The organism is Pseudovibrio sp. W64 (assembly GCF_001623145.1).
In the GTDB taxonomy this organism is placed as follows: domain Bacteria; phylum Pseudomonadota; class Alphaproteobacteria; order Rhizobiales; family Stappiaceae; genus Pseudovibrio.
The window spans coordinates 222213-244392 of the sequence record NZ_LMCI01000028.1; the positions used below are offsets into that span (position 1 = coordinate 222213).

Annotated in this window: 18 protein-coding genes; 4 read left to right on the forward strand and 14 right to left on the reverse strand. The window is 49.1% G+C overall.

Annotation, left to right across the window (positions count from 1 at the left end):
- Positions 1–13 precede the first annotated feature (13 nt).
- From mobA to PsW64_RS11925, 3 genes are all read right to left on the reverse strand, one after another.
- Entirely contained in the window at positions 14–655 is a 642-nt protein-coding gene (mobA, locus tag PsW64_RS11915; protein ID WP_082831089.1) for a molybdenum cofactor guanylyltransferase MobA, read from the reverse strand.
- A gap of 188 nt (positions 656–843) precedes the next feature.
- On the reverse strand, positions 844–1302 hold the full coding sequence (locus PsW64_RS11920; RefSeq protein WP_063288313.1) for a BLUF domain-containing protein: 459 nt from the start codon (positions 1300–1302) through the stop codon (positions 844–846).
- Positions 1303–1516: 214 nt separating this feature from the next.
- A complete protein-coding gene (locus PsW64_RS11925) occupies positions 1517–3451 on the reverse strand; it encodes a bifunctional 2',3'-cyclic-nucleotide 2'-phosphodiesterase/3'-nucleotidase (protein ID WP_082831090.1) in 1935 nt (644 codons plus the stop codon).
- A gap of 652 nt (positions 3452–4103) precedes the next feature.
- Between PsW64_RS11925 and apbC the strand changes: the two genes are divergently transcribed.
- Positions 4104–5237, forward strand: coding sequence for an iron-sulfur cluster carrier protein ApbC (apbC, locus tag PsW64_RS11930; RefSeq protein WP_063303827.1), 1134 nt, complete (start codon positions 4104–4106; stop codon positions 5235–5237).
- Positions 5238–5342: 105 nt separating this feature from the next.
- On the opposite strand, the gene PsW64_RS11935 is transcribed toward apbC, so the two are convergent.
- A complete protein-coding gene (locus PsW64_RS11935) occupies positions 5343–6251 on the reverse strand; it encodes a LysR substrate-binding domain-containing protein (protein WP_063303747.1) in 909 nt (302 codons plus the stop codon).
- 574 nt (positions 6252–6825) lie between these two features.
- On the opposite strand from PsW64_RS11935, the gene PsW64_RS11940 reads away from it, so the two are divergent.
- On the forward strand, positions 6826–7005 hold the full coding sequence (locus tag PsW64_RS11940) for a Flp family type IVb pilin (RefSeq protein WP_057465992.1): 180 nt from the start codon (positions 6826–6828) through the stop codon (positions 7003–7005).
- Between the two features lie 55 nt (positions 7006–7060).
- On the opposite strand, the gene moaA is transcribed toward PsW64_RS11940, so the two are convergent.
- Entirely contained in the window at positions 7061–8095 is a 1035-nt protein-coding gene (gene moaA / locus PsW64_RS11945; protein WP_063288316.1) for a GTP 3',8-cyclase MoaA, read from the reverse strand.
- A 189-nt stretch (positions 8096–8284) separates the two neighbouring features.
- Between moaA and PsW64_RS11950 the strand changes: the two genes are divergently transcribed.
- Positions 8285–8653, forward strand: a complete 369-nt coding sequence (locus tag PsW64_RS11950) for a gamma-butyrobetaine hydroxylase-like domain-containing protein (RefSeq protein ID WP_063299075.1) — start codon at positions 8285–8287, stop codon at positions 8651–8653.
- Between the two features lie 28 nt (positions 8654–8681).
- Here the strand turns inward: PsW64_RS11950 and PsW64_RS11955 are convergent, their stop codons facing one another.
- The 8 genes from PsW64_RS11955 to PsW64_RS11995 form a co-directional block, all read right to left on the reverse strand.
- Positions 8682–9278 (reverse strand): L,D-transpeptidase, encoded by a 597-nt coding sequence (locus PsW64_RS11955; RefSeq protein WP_057465994.1) that lies wholly within the window; start codon positions 9276–9278, stop codon positions 8682–8684.
- A gap of 360 nt (positions 9279–9638) precedes the next feature.
- Positions 9639–11273, reverse strand: a complete 1635-nt coding sequence (locus PsW64_RS11965) for a fumarate hydratase (RefSeq protein WP_063303749.1) — start codon at positions 11271–11273, stop codon at positions 9639–9641.
- A gap of 183 nt (positions 11274–11456) precedes the next feature.
- The gene (locus tag PsW64_RS11970; RefSeq protein WP_063303750.1) at positions 11457–12026 is read right to left on the reverse strand and encodes a YceI family protein; all 570 of its coding nucleotides are present in this window, start codon (positions 12024–12026) and stop codon (positions 11457–11459) included.
- Positions 12027–12047: 21 nt separating this feature from the next.
- A complete protein-coding gene (locus PsW64_RS11975) occupies positions 12048–12617 on the reverse strand; it encodes a cytochrome b (protein WP_063303751.1) in 570 nt (189 codons plus the stop codon).
- 99 nt (positions 12618–12716) lie between these two features.
- Positions 12717–13295, reverse strand: coding sequence for a YceI family protein (locus PsW64_RS11980; protein WP_063293164.1), 579 nt, complete (start codon positions 13293–13295; stop codon positions 12717–12719).
- A gap of 318 nt (positions 13296–13613) precedes the next feature.
- Positions 13614–14117, reverse strand: coding sequence for a class I SAM-dependent methyltransferase (locus PsW64_RS11985; RefSeq protein WP_063303752.1), 504 nt, complete (start codon positions 14115–14117; stop codon positions 13614–13616).
- Positions 14118–14210: 93 nt separating this feature from the next.
- The gene (locus PsW64_RS11990; protein WP_063303753.1) at positions 14211–14759 is read right to left on the reverse strand and encodes a GNAT family N-acetyltransferase; all 549 of its coding nucleotides are present in this window, start codon (positions 14757–14759) and stop codon (positions 14211–14213) included.
- A 70-nt stretch (positions 14760–14829) separates the two neighbouring features.
- A complete protein-coding gene (locus PsW64_RS11995) occupies positions 14830–16305 on the reverse strand; it encodes an NAD-dependent succinate-semialdehyde dehydrogenase (protein ID WP_063303754.1) in 1476 nt (491 codons plus the stop codon).
- 453 nt (positions 16306–16758) lie between these two features.
- On the opposite strand from PsW64_RS11995, the gene PsW64_RS12000 reads away from it, so the two are divergent.
- Positions 16759–17775: an Ldh family oxidoreductase gene (locus PsW64_RS12000; RefSeq protein WP_063303755.1), complete on the forward strand. Its 1017-nt coding sequence runs from the start codon at positions 16759–16761 to the stop codon at positions 17773–17775.
- On the opposite strand, the gene PsW64_RS12005 is transcribed toward PsW64_RS12000, so the two are convergent.
- Positions 17772–22178, reverse strand: coding sequence for a translocation/assembly module TamB domain-containing protein (locus PsW64_RS12005; protein ID WP_063303756.1), 4407 nt, complete (start codon positions 22176–22178; stop codon positions 17772–17774). The genes PsW64_RS12000 and PsW64_RS12005 overlap by 4 nt on opposite strands.
- Positions 22179–22180: the final 2 nt, after the last annotated feature.

The following is a 22180-nucleotide window of genomic DNA, read 5'->3' on the forward strand; positions in this document are numbered from 1 at the left end:
ATCGTTTTGACGACTATTGCACCTGTAATTGAGCAAGATGCTCAAGTGCGACAGGAACATCTTCTGGCGTGTTGATGTTAAAGAAGGGATCAACAGCTTTCTGAAGTTTGAATTCCACGATGACTGGCGGATGGTTTTCAAAAAAGCCTTTGATGCTACGACCACCCTTCAAAAGGTACTCTTTCAAAGGGTCTGCTAAGGCCACAGGCCACAAGCCAAATGCAAAGTGGTCGCGCCCACCGCTGGAGCAAATAATTGGGGCGCCAGCATTCGCTTTTCTGTTGGCAGCAAGCGTCTCCACCAGGTCCGTTGGAAAAAACGGCGTATCAACTGCCACAGTCACAACATCGGATGCGTCAGGAGCGTTTTGTCTTACCCAGCTCAATGAACTGTGAACACCAGCCAATGGCCCTAGATGACCTTCAAGCTCATCTGAAAGCATCGGCAGTCCCAAACTTTCGTGAAGGTCACTTGGCTCATTCACGCTCAAAACACTCTGTGCGACTTGCCCATGCAAGCGGGAAGCAACATGTTCCAGCAAAGCCGTGCCATTCAGGTCTAGTAATGCTTTATCAGAGCCGCCCATGCGTCGGGACTTCCCACCGCAGAGGATACAACCGATCACTTTGTTTCGCTTCTCTGTTTCAACAGACATACCTGATTTCCCACTTAGGCCTGACGCGCAAATCATCAGCGCTACTTGTGAAGCAGGATAGGGCAGGGTGCAAAGTGGCATCCAGTCGCAAACCACAAGAAAACGCTCCTAAAGGCAGTGGGAGGAGAGGTGCCTTTAAGAGCGTCTGGGAGCGGTGGTCATGCCACCTTGGGGAACAGGTACTGGGACTACATGAGTGCAAGTCGGCTGGTCAGCTGACTTTCGCTCATGTTCATTGAGAGCAGAAGCAGCAACTCCATCACTTCCTCGCTACAGGTGCGGTCAGGATGGGCAAGGAGATTGCCGAAAAACTTGGGATACTGACTATCTGCTTCCTCACGAAGATCGCAGAAATGCATCCAGCAGTTATGAAAGAGCCTGAAATCCTGCTCTTCATTGGAGAGAACGGTCAGATCAGAATGCCGCTTATCCTCAAGCACACACTCAAACGTCCGCTTCACTAAGGGCCAGGGGCCCTCCAAAAGCTGAAAAACATGATTGTCTGTCAGGATCAGGGCGCCGGTAACGCCTGCCATCGAATTGATGCGCCGAATACGGGTCAACGACCGCTCAACTTCCTCATCGAGGCTATAGCGAAGCGCAGGCCAATGAATGCGGCTGCGATAACATAATTGCGTAACACTCATTGTCAGATCCTCCGGTTCATGAAAGCCTGACAGTAAATTCTTCTAAAAATGTAAAATACAGCGTTTAAAACACTGATACTTCTCGCTTTTTGCGAAAAAAGAAAAAGCGGAGCTCATGGCCCCGCCTTCCCAAAAGCATGTAAGTCATTCAGACTTAGAGCGTATCGCCGCGAAGTGGTTCCGATTTTCGGATAACGCTACGCCCCAGTCAAAATCAAAGCGTAATGCGGTACATGGCAAAACCGTCTTTGCCTTCACCGGCAGCCTCAATCTGAACGCCCTTCACACCTTTCATGTGCTTTTCAGCAGCAGGTCCGGTCTCAAACAGAACTGTCGTGTCAGCTACAGGTGTGAACTTCCAGTTCGCATCAGCAGACGGGTTGATCGTTCCCTGGTCTACAATGTAGCGAACAATCACATCGCGGTTTGTGTCCGGACCAACAAAGATGATCACATCATCGTTGATGCCAGGGAAATTACCGCCACCGCCAGCGCGATAGTTATTGGTTGCAACAACAAACTTCTGATCCATATCGATTGGCTTGCCTTCGAATTGAAGGTTCACGATACGGTTAGAATCTGGATGTGCAACATTGCCCTTGCCGTCATACTTAGAAGGCTGTGTCAGGTCGATTTCGTAGGTAACACCGTCGATCACATCAAAGTTGTAAGAACGGAACTCAGCGTCCAGCAACACCTGGTCTTTCTTACCTGCTTCAATCTGGTTGAACATACCAGCAGAACGCTCAAGCCATTCCTTCACGTCTTTACCGGTGATCAGCACTGCACGTGTTGTGTTCGGGTAAAGGTAAAGGTCAGCAACGTTCTTAATTGCGATATCACCAGCAGCAACATCAGTATAGTAGTCCGCACCACCGCGACCACCTGCTTTGAACGGAGCAGCAGCAGAAAGTACTGGCAGGCCAGCCCACTCGGTGTCCTTAAGCATTTCCTTGGTGTACCAGGTTTGTGCCTTGGAAACGATCTGAACAGACGGATCATCAGCCACCAGTGCAAAATAGGAATGCAGCGGAGCAGAGGATTTGCCCACAGCGCGGCGCACATAAGAAAGTGTCTTTTGGTGATCATCCTCAACCGCTGCCAGCACTTCTTCATCGCTGGAAACAAGAGGAATACGCTTACGACCTTCTTTCTTATAGATAGATGGTACGTCTGTGGTGAAGTTTGCAATGCGCCAGCCGTTGTTACCGTCGCGCTCAATCATCAGATCGATGACACCGAGATGAGAACCCCAGAAACCACCCATAGCAGCTGGTTTGCCTTGCAGTGTGCCTTTGACAGCATCAACGCCAGGTATGCCTTCATAGCTAGGACCCGGGAAGACATCGTGCTGGTGGCCCGTAAACAGAGCATCAATGCCTTCAACACCAGCGATGTGAAGTGCAGTGTTTGCAGCACCGTCTTCATGTTCGCCACCAGCGATACCGCCATGGCACAACGCGATGATGAGGTCGCAGCCTTGTTCCTTCATTTCTGGAACCCATGCACGCGCAGCATCCACCATATCACGAGTGTTCGCCTTACCAACCAGGTGACGGGAATCCCAGTTCATGATCATTGGAGGAACGAAACCAACAAAGCCCACTTTAATTGTGTGCTCGATGCCAGCACCGTCTTTGATCTTCTTCTCAACAATGGTGTACGGCTTCAAGAACAGATCATCCTTACGGCCATTGGAAGCAAGGGTGGTACCTTTGGATACGTTGGAGGAAACAACAGGGAAGTTTGCTCCGGAAAGAACCTTCATCATGAAGTCCAGACCGTAGTTGAACTCATGGTTACCCAATGTACCAGCGTCGTAACCCAGCACGTTCATGCCTTTGATGACCGGGTGCACATCACCTTCGCGCATGCCGCGCTCGTAAGCAATGTAATCCCCCATTGGGTTGCCCTGCAGAAAGTCACCATTGTCAACCAACATGGTGTTGGTTGCTTCAGAGCGCAGCTTTTTGATGATAGTTGCTGTGCGAGCAAGGCCAGCTGTGTCCATTGGGCGGTCAGCATAATAATCGTATGGAGCGACGTGGACGTGGAGGTCGGTTGTTTCCATCAAACGCAAGTGCGCTGTGTTCTCTTTTGCAAGAACAGAATATGGATGCACCATTGCAATGGCACCGGTAGCGGCCATGCCTCCCAGCACGCTACGACGATTCATCAAAATAGGATTAGACACGATTGCCTCCTAGCCCGTGGAAAATGCAGAACATAATTGTCAGCATGAATTTTGCCCGCCCCTCCAGCTTCTGATCGCAGCAGCAAGAGGGTTCTTAGACCCCTAAATACCATGCATTCCCCTCAGTTTGTGGGCCTAATGTATCAGGAGCATGAAACAGGTTCTCCAATGCGTAAGGCAGATCCCCTAGGTGGCGCGCTAATCCTCAGAAGACGTTAGGTTTTATCTGCAGCGAAAGATTTTGCGCCAACCGCAAATATCTGTGAATTTGTGTTGGTGAGCTCAACTTTGCGTGAACTTCGCTCAACTGATGGCACCCAGTTTTGGCAAAACGGGTTGCGAATGCGCAAAGGACAAATAACGTCTTTGATGAATTCTGTATTGCTCTATTCATCTTGAGACGTATACCAAGATATAAAAGAACCATAGGCAAAAGCTTGTACATTCAGTTTGCAAGCATATTTACCTGCAAGATCATATTATCCCTCTCTGCAATGCAGAGCTTCACAGGGTGTGCACAATGGACAACGACAAATCTAAAGGATTGTGGGGGCGCCTCAAAGGCGGGTTCACATCAGGCAAGAACCATAAGGATACTGAAGAGACTATGGCTGGGTTGACGCAGGAGCGCGTTCTCGAAGTGCTCAAACAGGTTAAATCGCCTGATGGCAAGAGCAATATTGTTGATCAGGATCTGGTTGCAGACCTGTTTGTATCAGATGGTCGTGTCGTCTTTTCTATCAGAGTACCTGCAGAGCGAGCTTCAGAACTTGAAGGGCTTCGTCAGGCCGCCGAGAAGGTTGTGTCGGTGCTTCCTTGTGCTGAAACGGTCCTCGTTGCACTTACAGCAGAAAAACAACCTGGTTCTCCATCTACGCAACCACCTGCTGCACGCAAAGCCCCGCCGAAAGGTGCCCCAATGCCAGCAAAGCAGGAAGTGCCTGGCGTAAAACACATTATTGCTGTTGCATCAGGTAAAGGTGGGGTTGGTAAATCAACAACATCAGCCAATCTCGCACTTGCTCTTTCTGCAATGGGCTTGAAGGTTGGTTTGCTGGATGCTGATATCTACGGCCCATCTATTCCAAAGCTTATGGGAGCATCTGGGCAGCCGGAAGTTCTTGAAAACCGTATTATGAAGCCTCTGGAAGCCCATGGCATCAAGTTGATGTCTATTGGTTTTCTTGTAGAAGAAGAAACAGCCATGATCTGGCGCGGCCCAATGGTGGTGTCTGCCCTCAATCAGATGCTGCGCGAAGTTGACTGGGGTGAGCTGGATGCACTTATCGTTGACCTCCCGCCTGGAACGGGTGATGTACAGTTGACTATGGCTCAAAAAGTACCTCTTACAGGTGCTCTGGTCGTTTCAACACCACAGGACCTTGCGCTTCTGGATGCACGTCGTGGTATTGCTATGTTTGAGAAAGTCGCGATCCCTGTGTTGGGTATCGTAGAAAACATGAGTCACTTTGTCTGCCCAGACTGCGGTGGCACGCATGAGATCTTTGGTCATGGTGGTGCAAAAGCAGAAGCTGAGAAGATGAAAGTCCCGTTCTTAGGTGAAGTGCCTTTGACGATGGAAATCAGAGAGCAATCTGATACAGGCACTCCAATCACAGTGAGTAATCCAGATAGCCCAATCTCTAAGGCATACGGCATCATTGCTGCTGGCCTGTGGCAGGGCGTCCTTCAACCCACTGGAGATGCAGCAAGGTCAGCACCCAAAATCGTTGTTGGTTGATCAGGATTAATCTGTTTCTTTGAAAAAGTTTCGCTTAGACGGCAGGTAGTCATTTCGTTGACATCTGCCGTTTCTGTTTGCAGTGCCCAGTTCTACGAAATGCAATTATGAAAGGCAGAGCTCATCAAGTTCTGCCTTTATCCATTCAATGAATGCCTTGCACTTATGCTTTTGAAATGAACTTTCCAAACCCACCAGCATATAATGAGCAGTTGCGGAAATTTCAAAATCGAATGGGTTGGTCAACAGACCCAGTCGAGCGTCATGCGCGCATAAAACTTTTCGACCCAGAATAACACCAGCCCCCTCAATAGCAGCATCCTGAGCGTGATCAATTTGAGAAAAGTGCATTCCTTTCTCTGACCAGGAGGCTTTGGAAACTCTTGCAGTCTTCAACCACTCCTTCCGTCCTGGTGCGTTCAAGAAGGTCGCCATGCTGTCTTCATGAAGCAAGGTAAAGTTCTTTAAGTCGGCGGGCTCACGCATCTCTTTCGCCAGCCGAGGTGCGCACATGGGCGTAAGAAAATCCTCAGCAAGAACATCAATATGCAAACCCGGATATGGTCCTCGCCCGAAGCGAAGCCCGAGATCAACATCGTCCTTGTAAAAATCCACAAGCTTCAAATTAGCCGAGATGCGCAGTTCAATTTCAGGATAAGCCTCCATGAAACGATAAATCCGAGGTGCAATAACTTTGGATGCCGTGCCTGGGCCCGTGGATATAACGAGGACTTTATCCTGATCTAATCCTTTAATGCGAGCGACAGCCTCGCTGAAGTTTTCTAACCCTGCTTCAACGCCTGGCAACAACTGGTGTCCAGCTGAAGTAAGCTCAATCGCCCGGTTTAGGCGTGTAAACAACTGGGCCTGCAGCTGATCTTCAAGCATTTTTATCTGATAACTCAAGGCCGACGGCGTTAGCCCAAGCTCATTGGCCGCCTTAGCAAAGCTCATGTGACGTGCCACGCATTCAAAGGCTTTGAACGAGTTGAGAGGAGGAAGAGAATAACGCATTTCGCCTCAAGAAAACTGATCTGATTGCTTGAAATTACTCGTTTGTCAGCATCTTCGACACAAGACTATTGTTCAACGAAATGCGGTAAGGAGCATAAGGCAATGAGCTATCTGGCGAAAGAAACCTTCCAAGATCAAAACGAACCAACTGAACTGCTAATGCATCGACTTTTAATGCAAGGCCGCTACGCACGATCACACGCATTTCACCTCTTCTGGCGAGGTCTTTGGAAAGACTCGAAGTTGAAGAGAAAGGGAGATTAACGTTTTGAGTTGAAGAAACAAAACTATGCACTGCGAAAACTGGTAACTAATAGACTGAGTAAATAAATAGTAAATGCATTGTATAAAATTTTATACAATGAAAAAATTATTTAAATCAATAAGTTAATGGCATTATGTGTGTGCTGAATTTGTAGTGTTAAACATGCTCTGCTGATAATAGTGCTTATGCCCAACAAACTTAAATTGCTCCGCAAATTTGATTCATAAATTGGCAAGAAATGAGAGCCTAGGTTGCAGCTAGTCCCGATGAGGAGTGGGGCTTCTAGGGTTCAATACGGAGTTTAAAACAATGTTCGCTAAATTTCTTAAGGACGAGTCAGGCGCAACTGCAATTGAATATGGTATTCTTGCCGCATTCATCGCTGTTGCCATCATTGGAGCAGTCACTATTCTGGGCGACGATTTGACTGCTGTGTTTGATAACATCTCAACACAGCTTGAAGGTGCGAAAACAGCAGCGCCTAACTAACTTTGGAAGAAATGCCCAGCTAAAGATTGCTGGGCATTTCTCGCTCGTGATAAACTTACCCGCCCGTCATACTCATATGACGCGTTCCAGTTGCAGACTTGTTATCACGGTCGATAATAAAGTCATGCCCCTTAGGCTTTCGTGCAATCGCTGATTCAATCGCTTCCGAAAGCACTTCATTCCCTTCAGATGCTCGTAGTGCCGCACGCAGGTCTTTTTGATCTTCTTGGCCAAGGCACATGAACAACTGCCCGGTACAGGTCACACGGACGCGGTTACAGCTTTCACAGAAGTTGTGTGTCATTGGGGTGATGAAACCAAGACGTCCACCAGTCTCTTCAATCTGCATATAGCGAGCAGGGCCGCCGGTCTTATATGGAATGTCTGTCAGTGTGTACTTGGCGGAGAGTGCTTTACGCACGTCGCTCAGCGGCAGATACTGCTCATTACGGTCCCCATCAATCTCACCGAGTGGCATGGTTTCGATGAAGGTAAGGTCGTGCCCACGTTCATGCGCCCATTCCAGCATCGGGATGAGCTCATCCTCGTTGAAGTTCTTCAGTGCAACAGCATTCAGCTTGATCTGAAGACCGGCTTCCTGAGCAGCCTTAATGCCATCGAAAACCTTCTGAATATCACCCCACCGTGTAACATCCTTGAACTTGTCTGCATTTAAGGTGTCGAGAGAGACGTTGATGCGACGCACACCTGCTTCATACAGTTCTTGAGCGTAGCGTTCGAGCTGCGTACCGTTCGTGGTAATGGTGAGTTCATCAAGTGCGCCGCTATCCAGATGCCGCTTCAGGCCGCGGATGAAGCTCATGATATTCTTACGAACCAACGGCTCCCCACCAGTGAGGCGGATTTTGCGGACGCCTTTTTCAATGAAAACAGCGCAGAGGCGATCCAGCTCTTCCAGTGAAAGAACGTCTTTCTTGGGAAGGAAAGTCATGTGCTCGGACATGCAATAGACGCAGCGCAAATCACAACGATCAGTCACAGAGACGCGAAGATACGTCACGGCGCGGCCGAACGGGTCAATCAATGCTGGGTGGGCACCCTGCTGTTTGTCCTCGGCATATTGCCCCATGGAAACCTCCACTCACGTATCTCTTTAGACGACGAATTTAACAATTCTAATGTAGTACGCAATGAGTTAGCGTCAATCCATCAGTAAGGAGTTCCAGTGGATTTAACTAGAAATATATCTTAGAACCACAGGTATAATTCCTAAATCATCAATACTGAGTTCCATGAACTTGGGCAAGGATAAAAAAATATGTCGGATACACGCTGGCCTACGCAAATCCACTTAAAAAACCAAGGCAAAAATCTTGAAATTACTTTTGATGATGGCCTTGAAGTCTCGTTTACCTCGGAGTTTCTGCGAGTAATGTCCCCATCAGCAGAAGTGCAAGGGCATACTCCAGATCAACGAAAAGTGATTGCGGGGAAGCGGGACACTACGATTATCGGTGTAGATCCAGTTGGAAACTATGCAGTTAAACTGACATTTGATGATCTGCACGATACCGGAATTTTCACGTGGACCTATTTTCAGGAAATGAACGATCAAAAAGATTTTTTATGGAATCGATATCTGAGTGAACTGCAGGAACGTGGTTTGAGCAGAGAGCTCAGCAAGTAGGGCTGACACAAAGCCAGCCCTACTTGGTCTAGCGAAGCACGATCACCTTCGTGCCGACATTGACATTGTCATAGAGGTGAATGACGTCTTCATTTGCCATCCTGATACAGCCAGATGAGACAGCTGAACCAATCGTCCATGGTTCATTAGAACCGTGAATGCGATAGATGGTGCTACCGATATACATGGCGCGTGCTCCAAGTGGATTGTTAGGGCCACCTTTCATGAAACTAGGCAGATTACGACCTTTGCGGCGTTCACGCTCAATCATGACCTTTGGTGGTGTCCAGCTTGGCCACTCAGCCTTACGGGTAATTCGGTGAGTTCCAGACCACTGGAATCCCTGACGACCGACGCCAACACCGTATACCATCGCGGTGCCATTGCCGCGAATATGGTAGAGGCGTCGATCTTTTGTGCTGATCACAATAGTGTTCGGGCCGTATGAGCCATTATACCTGACCTGCTTACGTTTGATTGGGGATTTTCCATGGTGAGCAGAACCATAGGAAACCCATTTTTTGGATGCGTGATCAAAGAACTTGCCAGACGCTGCGGCATCTGCCTGAGTTCCGGTAAATAGTGCTGCGAAGCAAAGAGCAACACTCGCGATAAGTATGCGCATTGATACCCCCTGGGATATTGTTGTTTGTTTTATCTCGTTTGCATGAGGGAATTTATGCAGCGAGTAGGGAGACGCTCGCAGCTTAGAATGTCAAATCTATTAATTGTTGAAGTAATACAGACTACAACTGCTGCTATATACTTCTTATGGAAAAGGATTTTACTCACGATCCATTCGAAGCTGATTTACATTCGTCTCGAGCTTAATTTGCATCTAGCTAAAACGCTAATTAATATATTCAATGAAACATGAATGTGGCTAATTTGAATTGTGATTGAATGAAATTGTCATGAATGCAAGCAGTGAAAAAGGGCGCTCTAATGAACGCCCTTCAATCTCGGTACTATCTCACCAGAACAGTTAGCTCAGGTTCAGCTCTTTAAAGAAGTCATTGCCTTTGTCGTCCACCACGATGAAGGCAGGGAAGTCTTCAACTTCGATCTTCCAAACGGCTTCCATACCCAGCTCTTCATATTCAACCACTTCAACACTCTTGATGCAGTCTTGAGCAAGGCGGGCTGCAGGGCCACCGATAGAACCGAGGTAAAAACCACCGTGAGCCTGACACGCACGACGAACATCCGCTGAGCGGTTGCCCTTGGCAAGCATCACCATAGAGCCTCCAGCGGCCTGAAACTGGTCCACATAAGCATCCATACGGCCAGCAGTGGTTGGGCCAAATGAACCGGAAGGCATACCTTCTGGCGTCTTGGCTGGACCTGCATAGTAAACCGGATGGTTCTTGATGTAGTCAGGAAGCGGCTCGCCGGCCTCGAGACGATCACGGAGCTTGGAGTGTGCCAGATCACGGGCCACGATCAACGGACCGCTCAACGAAAGCCGTGTTTTGGTTGGATGCTTGGTCAGTTCGCCAAGGATCTCACTCATTGGGCGTGTAAGGTCCACCTTTACAACATCATCAGAAAGATCGGTGTCGGTAACTTCCGGCATATAGACTTCCGGGTTCCGTTCCAGATCCTCCAGGAAGATGCCTTCTTTGGTGATCTTGCCAGTTGCCTGACGGTCTGCTGAACAAGAGACGCCAATGCCGATTGGTAGGGATGCGCCATGGCGCGGTAGACGGATCACGCGCACGTCGTGGCAGAAGTATTTGCCACCAAACTGTGCGCCAACACCGCTGGACTGTGTCAGCTTGTGAATTTCAGCTTCCATTTCCAGATCACGGAATGCGTGACCGCCTTCAGACCCTTCTGTTGGCAGCTCATCCAGATAACGGGCAGAAGCCATTTTTACAGATTTCAGATTCAACTCTGCAGATGTGCCACCAATGACGATTGCGAGGTGATATGGCGGGCATGCTGCAGTGCCAAGAGTGAGAATTTTCTCCTTCAGGAACTCAATCATGCGATCTTTGGTCAGCAGGCTCGGAGTACCTTGGAACAGGAAGGTCTTGTTAGCAGACCCACCGCCTTTTGCCATGAACAAGAACTTGTACGCGTCATCACCTTCAGCATAAAGCTCGATCTGAGCCGGCATATTGTTCTTGGTGTTCTTTTCTTCGAACATGGAAATCGGCGCAAGCTGAGAGTAGCGGAGGTTCTTTTTGAAGTAAGCATCACGTGCACCTTCACCAAGTGCTGCTTCGTCATGCCCGTTAGTCCAGACTTTGCGGCCTTTTTTACCCATCACAATTGCAGTGCCAGTGTCCTGACACATTGGCAATACACCAGCAGCTGAAATATTCGCGTTCTTCATCAAGTCAAAGGCAACGAATTTATCGTTTGCAGTTGCTTCAGGGTCGTCGAGGATTTTTCGGAGCTGCTCCAGATGGGAAGGGCGCAGGAAATGGTTGATGTCTTTAAACGCTTCTTCGGCAAGTAAGCGAAGACCCTCTTGCTCCACCTTCAAGATTTTCTCACCGTCAAACTCAACTTCGCTCACGTACTCGGAGGTCAGTTTGCGATAAGGAGTTTTGTCTTTACCCAATGGAAAAAGAGAGGTGTGAACGTACTCGGGAGCAAGTGTTTCGGACATCTTGGCACTCTCTGGCTATTTTGGTGTACCGCTGTACACTGTTGAATTTGCTGAGCGTCGTTTTATAGAGAAAAAGCCGAGGGGCAAAGCCCCTCAGCCTTCAAAACTTGTCAAATTTGCTAGATTACGCCGAATTGACGAGAGACTGGGTGGAAAATGCAAGGCTCTCTTTGGTGCAATCCATCAACGAGTAGCATATAGGTCCAGTTTCACAGTCACCTTATTGCTGACAGTGCTGTCTGGCACGCCATCACCAATCTTGAAGTCACTGCGAGATAACGTTGCTTCACCAACCGCGTGAGCGGTTTTACCTTCAATGGTCAAAGTGAAGGGCAAGAAAATAGCAATCTTTGCACCTTTGAGCTCCAGCGTACCTGCAGCCTCATAGAGATCACCACCAGCAGGAACCACGTTTTCTACGCGAAACACAGCATCAGGGAAGCTGGAGATATCCAGCCACTGTGGAGTTGTGATTGCACCTGCTGCCTGCGCATCTTCTGTTTTTACGCTTCCAGTGATGATTGTTGCCTGAATCTGGGCTTTGTCGAGTTCTTCTTTGTCGAAGATGATCTTAGCATTCCAGGTGGCAAAAGTGCCCGTAACGGTGTTTCCGTTATTGATGACCTCAAAGCCAAGCGTGCTCTTATTGCGATCCACTGACCATTCATTTGCAAGGGCAGATGAAGCTGCTCCTACCAAGATGAAGGTCAGAAATACGCCGGCTTTAAAGAACATTTCGGTCAATCGTTTCATGGTTTTCTCCAGATCCTCAAATTAGGCTTTTGAGGACAAAATACGCTGTAAGACTTTATCCTTGGATATGAAGTAGTGCTTAAGGGCAGCTCCAACATGTGCAAGGATCACTGCGATAAACGCATACGCAGCCCAGCCATGCACTGCGGTGAAGAACGCAGATACATCTGCTTTTTGCCCCAAAAACTCAGGTGTTGGTAGATGCGGAATCTGAAAGAGGTTAAAGAAAACTGTCGGCAGTCCAAGCGGGCTGGACGAAACCAGCAACCATCCTGTCAGCGGCATCAGCAGCATCAGAGCATATAAGCTGATGTGACCCATATGCGCAGCAAGCTTTTCCCAAACCGGCATTTCGGCAGGTAAGTCAGGTGTGATACCAGTGATTTTCCAAAGGATGCGCAATGAGACCAATGCCAAGACGACAAAACCAATGGACTTGTGAAGCTGATAAAGAGAGTAAGTGGCAGGCTCGAAAATCGGTAGCGTGACCATATAAAGGCCAAATCCCAACATACCAATGATAAGCGTTGCTATGGTCCAGTGTAGTGCAATTGCCACGATGCCATAGGCTGATCGAGTGTTCCTGATCATGGAAAAGACCCTTTGATCGAGGGAAGGGGCATCGCTGCCCCTTCTCAAAGTTCGACCAGACCCGTCAGAGCATTCTCAGCATCCGACAGGCCGGAAACATTACTTAACAGTCGCTTCGAAGCTGATGTTGATGTTCACTTCATCTGACACGTAAGGAACAGCCATCGCCATGCCAAAGTCAGAACGTTTGATCGTGGTAGTCGCATCCAGACCAACAGCTTGTTTCTTCGCCATTGGATGCTCACCAAGCTGATTTACAACAACTTCAAGGACAGTTGGCTTGGTGATGCCACGGATGGTCAGATCACCAGTCACTTCCAGCTTCTTCTCACCAACCTGTTCAACCTTGGTGGACTTGAATGTTGCTGATGGGAACTTAGCAACATCAAACAGGTCAGCGCTCTTCAGGTGGGTGTCACGAGCTTCCCAGAATGTGTTGAGAGAGTTGACGTCAATTTCAACGTCCACCTTAGAATTCGCTGGGTTTGCTTCGTCAATGATCAGAGTAGGGGACCAAGTAGCAAAACGGCCATCGGTGGTGGAATAGCCGAGGTGGTTGTAGTTAAAAGCGAGATTTGCATGGGACATATCAACGTCGTAAGCAACAGGTTCAGCAACCGCTGCTGTAGCGAGGAAAGAAGCTGCGACTGCGAGCATTCCAAAGCGAACTGATTTCATTGTAATCTCCAATTATGTTGAACTGTGAATTTCAATCTTGGGCATACAATTGGCAGATGTTCTGGGAATTGCAATTAAACGCATTGTTCATCCCAGGTGCACAATCACGAGGAAGTCAGCAATATCGCCAATTTTTGCAAACATTGTTGCGGAAATGAGTTGCCACTGTGGCAATATAATGGAGATTGTAAAGCCAGCTGATACAACTGCAAAAATATAAGGGTTTTACATCACACTTTCGTGTGTGATCTGTCAGTTAGAAACTCTAGTAATAAAAATGGGGAAGGGAGGCACACGTATGCGCCTCCGATCAGGTGCCTATGGTTTGTAAGTGAAGAGAATGCCGTTTTTATCGCGTAGGAACTCAAATTTTTCCTTCTTCAGAGTGTCGCGCAGGTTCGGCAGAACGCTCTTTTCATCAGCGATAAGCATATAGCCACCAACGCGAAGGTGACTGAGCATACGCTGCAGAAGTTTGACGCGCACATTCTTCGGCAACTCGTGGAAGAAACGGTCAGCAACAATTGCATCAAGATCTTGCGGGGGCGTGTAACCAAGTGCATCCACGTGAACAACCTCAATCGGCAGATTCTCCGTGTCTACTCGTTCCTGCAATTGGTCCAGACCTACTTTGGAGCTGTCGACAGCAATTACATTATAACCGCGCTTAGCAAGAAAGATCGCGTCGCGTCCTTGGCCTGCACCCAGATCGAGAATTGTGCCGCTGTCAAAATCGAGATTTGAGAACAGTGTTGTAAACTGCTTGGAGGTATGGCCGAAGTAACTTTCGTCCTTGGCGTAAATCTTATCGTATTTCTGCATAACTCAGCCTGAATGGATCATTAGATAAAGGATATACAGGAACGCAGAAAATGAACAAGCCCAACCCGGCGGATACAGGTTGGGCTCTTGGGCTTAAGTAAAGCTTTGCTTCATGAAAAGGGTCGGTTGTCCGAGGTAAGACCCGTCCGTGTACTTCTCAAAGCCAACACGCTCGGCAAGGCTGACACTGGCTGTGTTCTCTGGGGCAATAATGCAATGAACCTCACGAAACAGTCTGGAACTGCGCAACCAGGATAGGCTCAGCTCAACAGCCTCCCGGGCATAACCTTTGCCATGAAACTTAGGCGAGATCACCCAACCAGCTTCTGCAAACCCATCAAGGCTCGGAGTGATGTCTCGCTTAAAGTCAGAAAAACCAACGTCGCCAATAAGCTCTCCGCTGTTTTTCTCAATCACAGCCCAATACCCAAAACCGGAGAGGCTCCAGTGCCCGGCATACTTGAGGATGCGTCCCCACGTATCCGTTGGGCTGGAAGGCTTCCCTGAAATATAGCGAACCACATCAGGATCCGCCCACAAGGCGCAGCATGCCTCAAAATCTGAAGTTTGGTGAGCCCGCATGATAATGCGCTCGCCGTTAAGTGTTGGAGCAGCCGTACGGCGTTCTTCTTCGATAATCACGAAAGCAGTCCTCAAAAAGAAAAAGCCGAAGCGATGAACACTCCGGCTCCCACAAAATTAATATTGAGCGTTAAAGGCCAAGCCCGCCAATGCAAGAGTACTTGATGTTGATGTAGTCATCCACGCCGTATTTGGAACCCTCGTTCCCCATTCCGCTTTCTTTATAACCGCCAAACGGAGCATATTCGGTCGTTATCACGCCTTCATTCACGCCAACAAGACCATATTCCAATGCTTCCATAACACGGAAGGTCTGGCCCAAATCTTGAGTGTAAAAGTAACAAGCGAGGCCATACTCTGTGTCATTCGCCATTCTGACCACATCATCTTCGCTCTCAAACTTGAAGACAGGGGCAAATGGACCAAACGTCTCTTCCTTGGCAACCTTCATCTCTGGGGTCGCATTAAGCAGAAGTGTCGGTTCGAAGAACGTGCCTCCCTGAGCATCTGGCTTGCCGCCTGTTACCACTGTACCGCCTTTAGAAACAGCATCAGCGATCAGTTCTTCGACTTTCGCAACAGCATGCTCATCAATAAGAGGGCCTTGGTTGGTACCCGACTTCAGACCATCGCCAACGCGCAGCTGATCTTCAATGGCAGCTTTCAGCTTTGCTGAGAACTCGTCGTAAATTCCAGCCTGAGCATAAATGCGGTTTGCGCAGACACAAGTCTGACCAGAATTTCTGAACTTGGATGCAATGGCACCTTCGACAGCCTTATCGAGATCAGCTGAATCAAACACGATAAACGGCGCATTGCCGCCAAGCTCCATAGAGACCTTTTTCATGTTGGCCAATGCTTTGGAGGCAAGCTGCTTACCCACTGGAGTAGATCCGGTAAAAGTGATCTTGCGAACCTTGTCGTTCTCACAAAGTTCATCAGCAATCTGAGCAGCAGAGCCAGTGATGATATTGATCACACCGGTTGGAATTCCAGCCTTCTCCGCAAGTTCACCCAGGATCAAGGCGGAATAAGGCGTTTGGCTTGCTGGTTTTGCCACAACAGTACAGCCAGAACCAAGAGCTGCAGCCAGTTTACGACCAAGCATGGAACTTGGGAAATTCCAAGGGGTAATGGCACCAACAACGCCGATGGGCTCCTTGGTCACCATAATACGGCGGTCCTTCCAAGGGGACGGGATCACATCGCCATAAACCCGCTTACCTTCCTCAGCGAAGAAACGAATGTAGTTGGCTGTGATGGCAACTTCACCGGTAGATTCAGCCAGCGGCTTACCCATTTCAACAGTGAGCAGCTCTGCAAGGTCCTTCTGGTTATCAGTGATCAGATCTGCCCATCGCAGCATCAGATTGCAGCGCTCAACAGCCGTCATCTTTGACCAGATGGCAAACGCTGTATGAGCTGCATCGATTGCATTAGCAGTCTCAGGGCGGCCAAAACGCGGAACACGCCCGATAATTTCGCCTGTAGCTGGATTGTTTACGAAGATGGAATTGCTTTCATCACCGCTGACCCATTTTCCCCCTATGAAACAAGCTTCACGTAGGAGCGGAATTTCTTTGATTGCTGAGAGTGTCGTACTCATGAGTATCTCCTGATGAAGTCATATCTCGCCAGGCAATGAGGAGAGATAGAAAAACAAGACCTAACAATGGTTTTATCTGACCTACACATATAAGTGGTAGATCTAGGAAAAACACCTAGTTCCCATAGGATTTACAAAGATTGATCTATTCTGCAATGGAAATCAGGGGCCGTAACGATTGTCTCTTTCTCAATGGAATACGCATAGAGCCAAAACTCGTGCAGTTATAAGCCGTTACGGGGATGAGATAGAGATGAGCTGGGCGGAAAATATGGAATAATGTCATTCCTGCAAATTTGTGGGTTCCTGTCCTGTTGAAATGTCATCTGCTCCGCTCAAATGAGCAAACCCAATCCGCATTTATGTCTTTGCAAGAAACGCGTGCAATTGTGCGTATCCGCAAAATGTGTCAGGAGCGACGTGCTTAAGAACTCAAATAGCTAAGGGTGTTCCATGTCAGACACAGTCAATCTCTCATTAGAAGAAGCACGCAAACTTACTGAGGATGCTTTGTCTGCCAACAAAACAGATCCTGCAATTGCGAAGATCGTTGCAAAGGCTCTGGTGAACGCAGAGGCAGATGGCCAGGCAGGGCATGGCCTTTCCAGAATTCCGTCCTATACCGCCCAAACCAGAACCGGCAAAGTAGACGGCTTTGCCAAACCGGAAGCAGAGTTGGTCACTCCGGTTGTGCAGCGGATTGATGCCAAATACGGATTTGCTTACCCCGCAATTGAAGTTGCATTGCCATTTCTAAAAGACGCCTCCTCGCAGAATGGACTGGCTTTGAGTGCGATCCGTCACTCTCACCACTTTGGGCAAGCAGGGGCACACTGTGAGCACTTGGCGCGAGATGGAATGGTTGCCTTCATTTTTGGCAATGGCCCGAAGGCAATTGCAGCCTATGGCGGTAAGAACCCCATGTTCGGAACCAACCCAATTGCATTTGCAGCTCCTAATGGAGATGGAGAGCCACTTGTCATCGATCTAGCACTCTCTCGTGTTGCGCGCGGAAAGATCATGGCAGCGCAGCGAACAGGAAAATCCATCCCGGAAGGTTGGTCACTGGATAAAGACGGACAGCCAACCACCGATCCGGAGGCGGCGCTTGCAGGAACCATGATCCCTATTGGAGAGGCCAAAGGAGCGGCGTTGGCCATGATGATTGAGATCATGGCAGCTGGCCTGTGCGGAGCTGCATTTGGTTTTGAAGCGTCCAGTCTGTTCTCAGGAGAGGGCAACGCCCCTGATCTTGGTCAGGTTATTCTGGCAATTAACGCTGATCTTGTCTCTGGTGGTTTGTTCGCTGAACGCATGCAAACGCTTGTCGCTGCGATTGAGGCGGAGCAGGGCGCTCGCTTGCCAGGAACATCTCGCCTTGCTGCGCGTGCAAAAGCAGAGCAATACGGTATCAACCTGCCAAAGCCAATTTACGATGAGGCCGTCCGCCTCGCTGGGCCGTCGACTTAGTCGTATTCACGCTCATAGTAGAAGCCGGCTTTTGCATCTCCGTCGGAGCCGGCTTCACCACGAAGCTTCAGGAACTTCGTGACATCAATATCAACAGTTGCTGCATTGTCACCTGTTGTCGGCTCCTGTGTCACGCCCAGATAAATCCGCTCACTTATATAGCCACCAACGGCCAGTTCTGGATTTCCTGCTGCATCAAATTTGATATCGATGTCGCTGACACCCAGTAGATTGCGGAGTGTGCCCAATGGTCCTTCCACGCCAGTGCCTCCGGTTAGCGTTGCGATCGCGCTTGCAAGGCTTGCCAGCTGAATTGGCGAAAGATCGTTGACAGACTCGCCAAACAACAGTTGCGCAAGGACCTCATCCTTTGGCAGGCTTGGGACTGAAGTGAAATCAATCACCGGCATATCAGCAGGTCCACTCACCAGAACAGTCACTTCCGTTGAGCCAGATGTTGTCGTTGCCGCAAAATCGAGTGTTGGTACAAGAGAACCACTAAACGTCACATTACCGCGGCTGAGTGTCAGGCGTTTTGACAGAATATCGATACGGCCACGCACCAGAGAGAAAGCGCCCACGGTTTTCACATTGTCGAGCTGGCCGCCAATGTTAAGTGATCCGCCAGCTTCAGCGTTGACGCCGCGCCCACGGATGAAGATTTTGCCTGGTGCTTCCACGTCAACATTCAAACTGGCTTTCGAGATCGGGCTGGGTTGCTCGTTTTTCTTGGCGTTTTCCCGCCCTTCATCTTGAGCAAGGATCTTTGCTTGTTTGAGGATAGGCTTGGGCGCATTCAAATGCCGGACGATCACAGGATTGATACCGGAGTTAAAGGAGCTCGGTATTTCAATATCTGCCTGGTTAATGGTGACTTTGCCCGAAATTGCAGGAGGGGCGCCTGCATCGGCAAGAGAGCCCTGTAGTGCAAGATTGGCATCAATCAATGCACTAACAAATGTCCCGTCAACATAGCGGCCACCATCAATCGTGAGTTCTATTTGAGCAGGCAGGCCTGAACCCAGCCCAAGTTTGCCATCAAGTACCAACGTGCCACCATTGCTGAACTTGGCAGCAAATTTATTGATCGCAATCTCTTGCCGTGTGACCTTAATGTCACCTGAGTAGTCTGTCAGCGTCATGCCAGTTGAGAGCTGCGTGGTCTCAAGGTTCACAGGCTGGATATCTATGGCGATCTGAGGGTCCATGAGGGAGCCGGAAACTGAGCCGCTGAGACGAAAGCCACCACTGCCACCCAAATTCTGCTCGATCAACTTGGCTCCCACCACATCAAGGGGGATGTTGCCAGCCGTGGTCAAAGACACTTCTTGACCATCTGCAAGCCCAATTGCCCCTGAAGCCTCAACGTTCAAGCCTGAGCTGTTGGCGATGGTGGTTTTCTGGTCAATTTTGTTGTCAGCAAATGAGCCGGTGCTCTCAATCTGAAGTGGGAGGATGCGGTTATCCTGAAGCGGCTTTGCTGAAAATTGGCTCAACGCAAGCCGCCAGCTGACTTGAGGTGCGTCGTTCTCTCCAAAGGCGCGAACGGTCCCGTTGAGAGCACCATCCAAGGCAAGGCTTGGAACAAAGGCATTCGCTATGGAAAGTGGCAGCTGCTTCAGTTCGGCGTTGATGTCGAGCTGATTGCTGTTGCTCCCGTAAACATTTAAAGAGCCACTGCCAAGAGCCAGCTCAAAGGAGGACACAGTCCGTTTGTCTTCAAGTAGCGAAATCACTGCTGGTTGCTTGAGGTTTGTCTGGATCCCCTTGTAGCGGCCATTAAGAGAGTTCAGCGTAAGAATGATCCCTTCGGGAACAGCTTGCACCAGCCCTGTGCTTTGAACTTGGTCGTTGTTTTCAGCGAATTCGGCATTAATGGAAAAGCCAGTTGCAACCTCTGCACTTGCCTTGCCTTCAACAGGTGTCGCATTTAATGTCAACGATCTCAGGTTTACCCCTTCCACTTCAACACCATCGAGCGCAATGTTCGCATTTGCAGCTGGGCGTGTGAAAGGTTTGTCTATCCAGCCTTTTGCGACAAAGGACATGATGGAACTTTGCGCAAACCGAAGGTTTTCGCTGTTAAGATCAAATGAGATCTTGGCATCTCCGTTGTCCTGCTCAATATCGATTTGTCCATGAGCCTGACCTTCCATCTCGGTCAAGGCCAGTGATGACAAAGTGCTCAGATCATTGGCTTCAATGGTGAACTGCCCAACCAAACCTTGTGGTAGAAGCGCAAGATCAGCAGCATGTGCATTGCCACTGAGTTTGTTTCCGCCCAAATCAAAATCCAGCGTTGGAACAGACAGTTTGCCAGCCTCACTCAGCAGCTTGAACTTGCCAACAAGCTCTTCCCCTTTAAATCTGCCTGTGAGATTGATGTCCGCATTGGGGGCCGTTTCAGAAAGCGTCCCATCTGCAACAAGCTGCAACTTCTCTAAGGGAGTGCCATCCATCTCAATCCGGTCAGAGTGTATTTCAAGTGTCACTTCAGGTGCAGAAGCATTACCTGAAACCTTCCCGCTGGCAGTGAGGGCCCCACTTACACGGGGCTCCAGCAGATCGAGTTGATGCACTTGGGCAGAAAATGCACCATCCAGCTGACGATCTTGCAAACTGCCATGAGCTTCAAATTGTCCAAACATGTTCTCAAAGGAAAGGACTTCCAGTCGGCCATATGAAGCGAGCAGGTCGGTGCTATCAAGGGTTGCTGCAAGCTTGGCAGAAAACCTACCCGGGGAAGTGAGAATTCGGTCAACGCGCTCATTTTGCAGACTCACACGGCTGCTGGTTCCCTTGAGATTGATCTCTCCAGATTGTTTTTGGAAATCCGCCAGTAAAGATAATTGAGCCTCAACAGAGCCGCTTACGTTTTGCTGCACAAATCTTGACAGAAGGCTAAGGTCAGATACAGAAAGATTGCCCTGTGCCTGTCCGTTGCTCGGCGAGAGTTCTACCAGATTAAACCGTGCAGCCGCTGCATCACTCTCCAAATGTAAGTCGCTTAGCTTTAGTTTCTCCTGATTTGGAAACACTGTACCTTTGAGCGAAACACTTATATTCTTGATGTTTTGGTCTTGTGAAGCTCCAGCAAGATGGACACCACTAACTTGGAGAAGCGCTTCAAGCGGGATGGACATCATCTGCGCGGAAATGTGTGCACCATCACCTTTTGCAGAAAGGCTAAGCGCCCCCAGATCCGCTTCTTGTGTTTGAATCTTATCTGCCTGAACAGAGAGCTCCCAATTCAGGCTCTCAAGCGGTCCCGAAGCCGATGCAGTCACAGACAAAGTATCCAGTTGAACAGCCTGCTCGCCAGTCTTGATGAGAAGTGGTTTAGTGTTGCTCTCAAGTGTCTGGATTTGGATCTTCGCTATCAAAGAGTTCTTGTCAGTTGCGTATGTGTTCTCCAAATGCGCTAAGATCGCACCGGTTGAAAGCTTTCCGGTTGCTGAAAGCGGCAGATAATCTTCATTGAGTGTCGCGTTTGCAAACCACGTAGTCTGCCCCGCAAATAGGCTGGAGATAGAAGAGGGAAGAAACTGCTCGAGTTCCCCCGATAAATGTGTAGTTAGTGACTTCTGCGTTCCACTTTGCGCAAGAGTAATCTCACCATCAATGGCTCGAACCCTATTCAGATCTACTTGTAATGAAGACGACCAGTTTGTCAGCGGGCCGCCACCTTCCATAACTAGCGCAAAACTCGGTGCATCCGGAAGGTCAAGAAGATTGGCAGTCAGCCCATTGGCTGCTTCAGAGACCATGCCACGGAAATTGACTACGCCATCTGCCGGATCAAAATCGACGTTAATGCTTGCTGTGCCCTGAACGTCGCCAGTGCGTGAAATGTTGAGCTTGCCGGCAATTTTGTCAGGAGAACTCGCATAAGTCGCAGTGCCCGTGATCTCGAACTGAGCAGACATCCCGGCAATAGAAGCGGGGAGGGCAAGTTCTTTGACGTTGAGGCTTTGGAGATCAATGGTGTTGAAAGGTAGGGTAATGCCTGTTTCTTCAGTAGGGATAGGTTCAGAAACCGGATTTTCCGTAGCTTCTGGCAATCGTGCTAATGCAATCCGTTGTGCTGCGACTTCGTGAATATCAAGTGCGCCGAAAAGAATCGAAAGCGGTGACCATCGAACTGAAGCACTGTGAATTTCAAGCCATGTGCCCTTCGCATCGGAAAGATAGACCCCATCTGCAAACAGATTGCCGGAAGCGGTCAGGCGAGGTTGATCAATCCTCACATCTGGCAAAAAAGAGCTCAAAGTTGATCCGAGGAATTGGCGACCTGCTTGAAAACTAGTTGTCACCACAAGTCCCGCATAAACCACAAGTACCAGCACGAGAAGAAGGGCTAGTATTTTGCCAAGGGTCATTGTGATACGTCGGACCAGTTGCATTC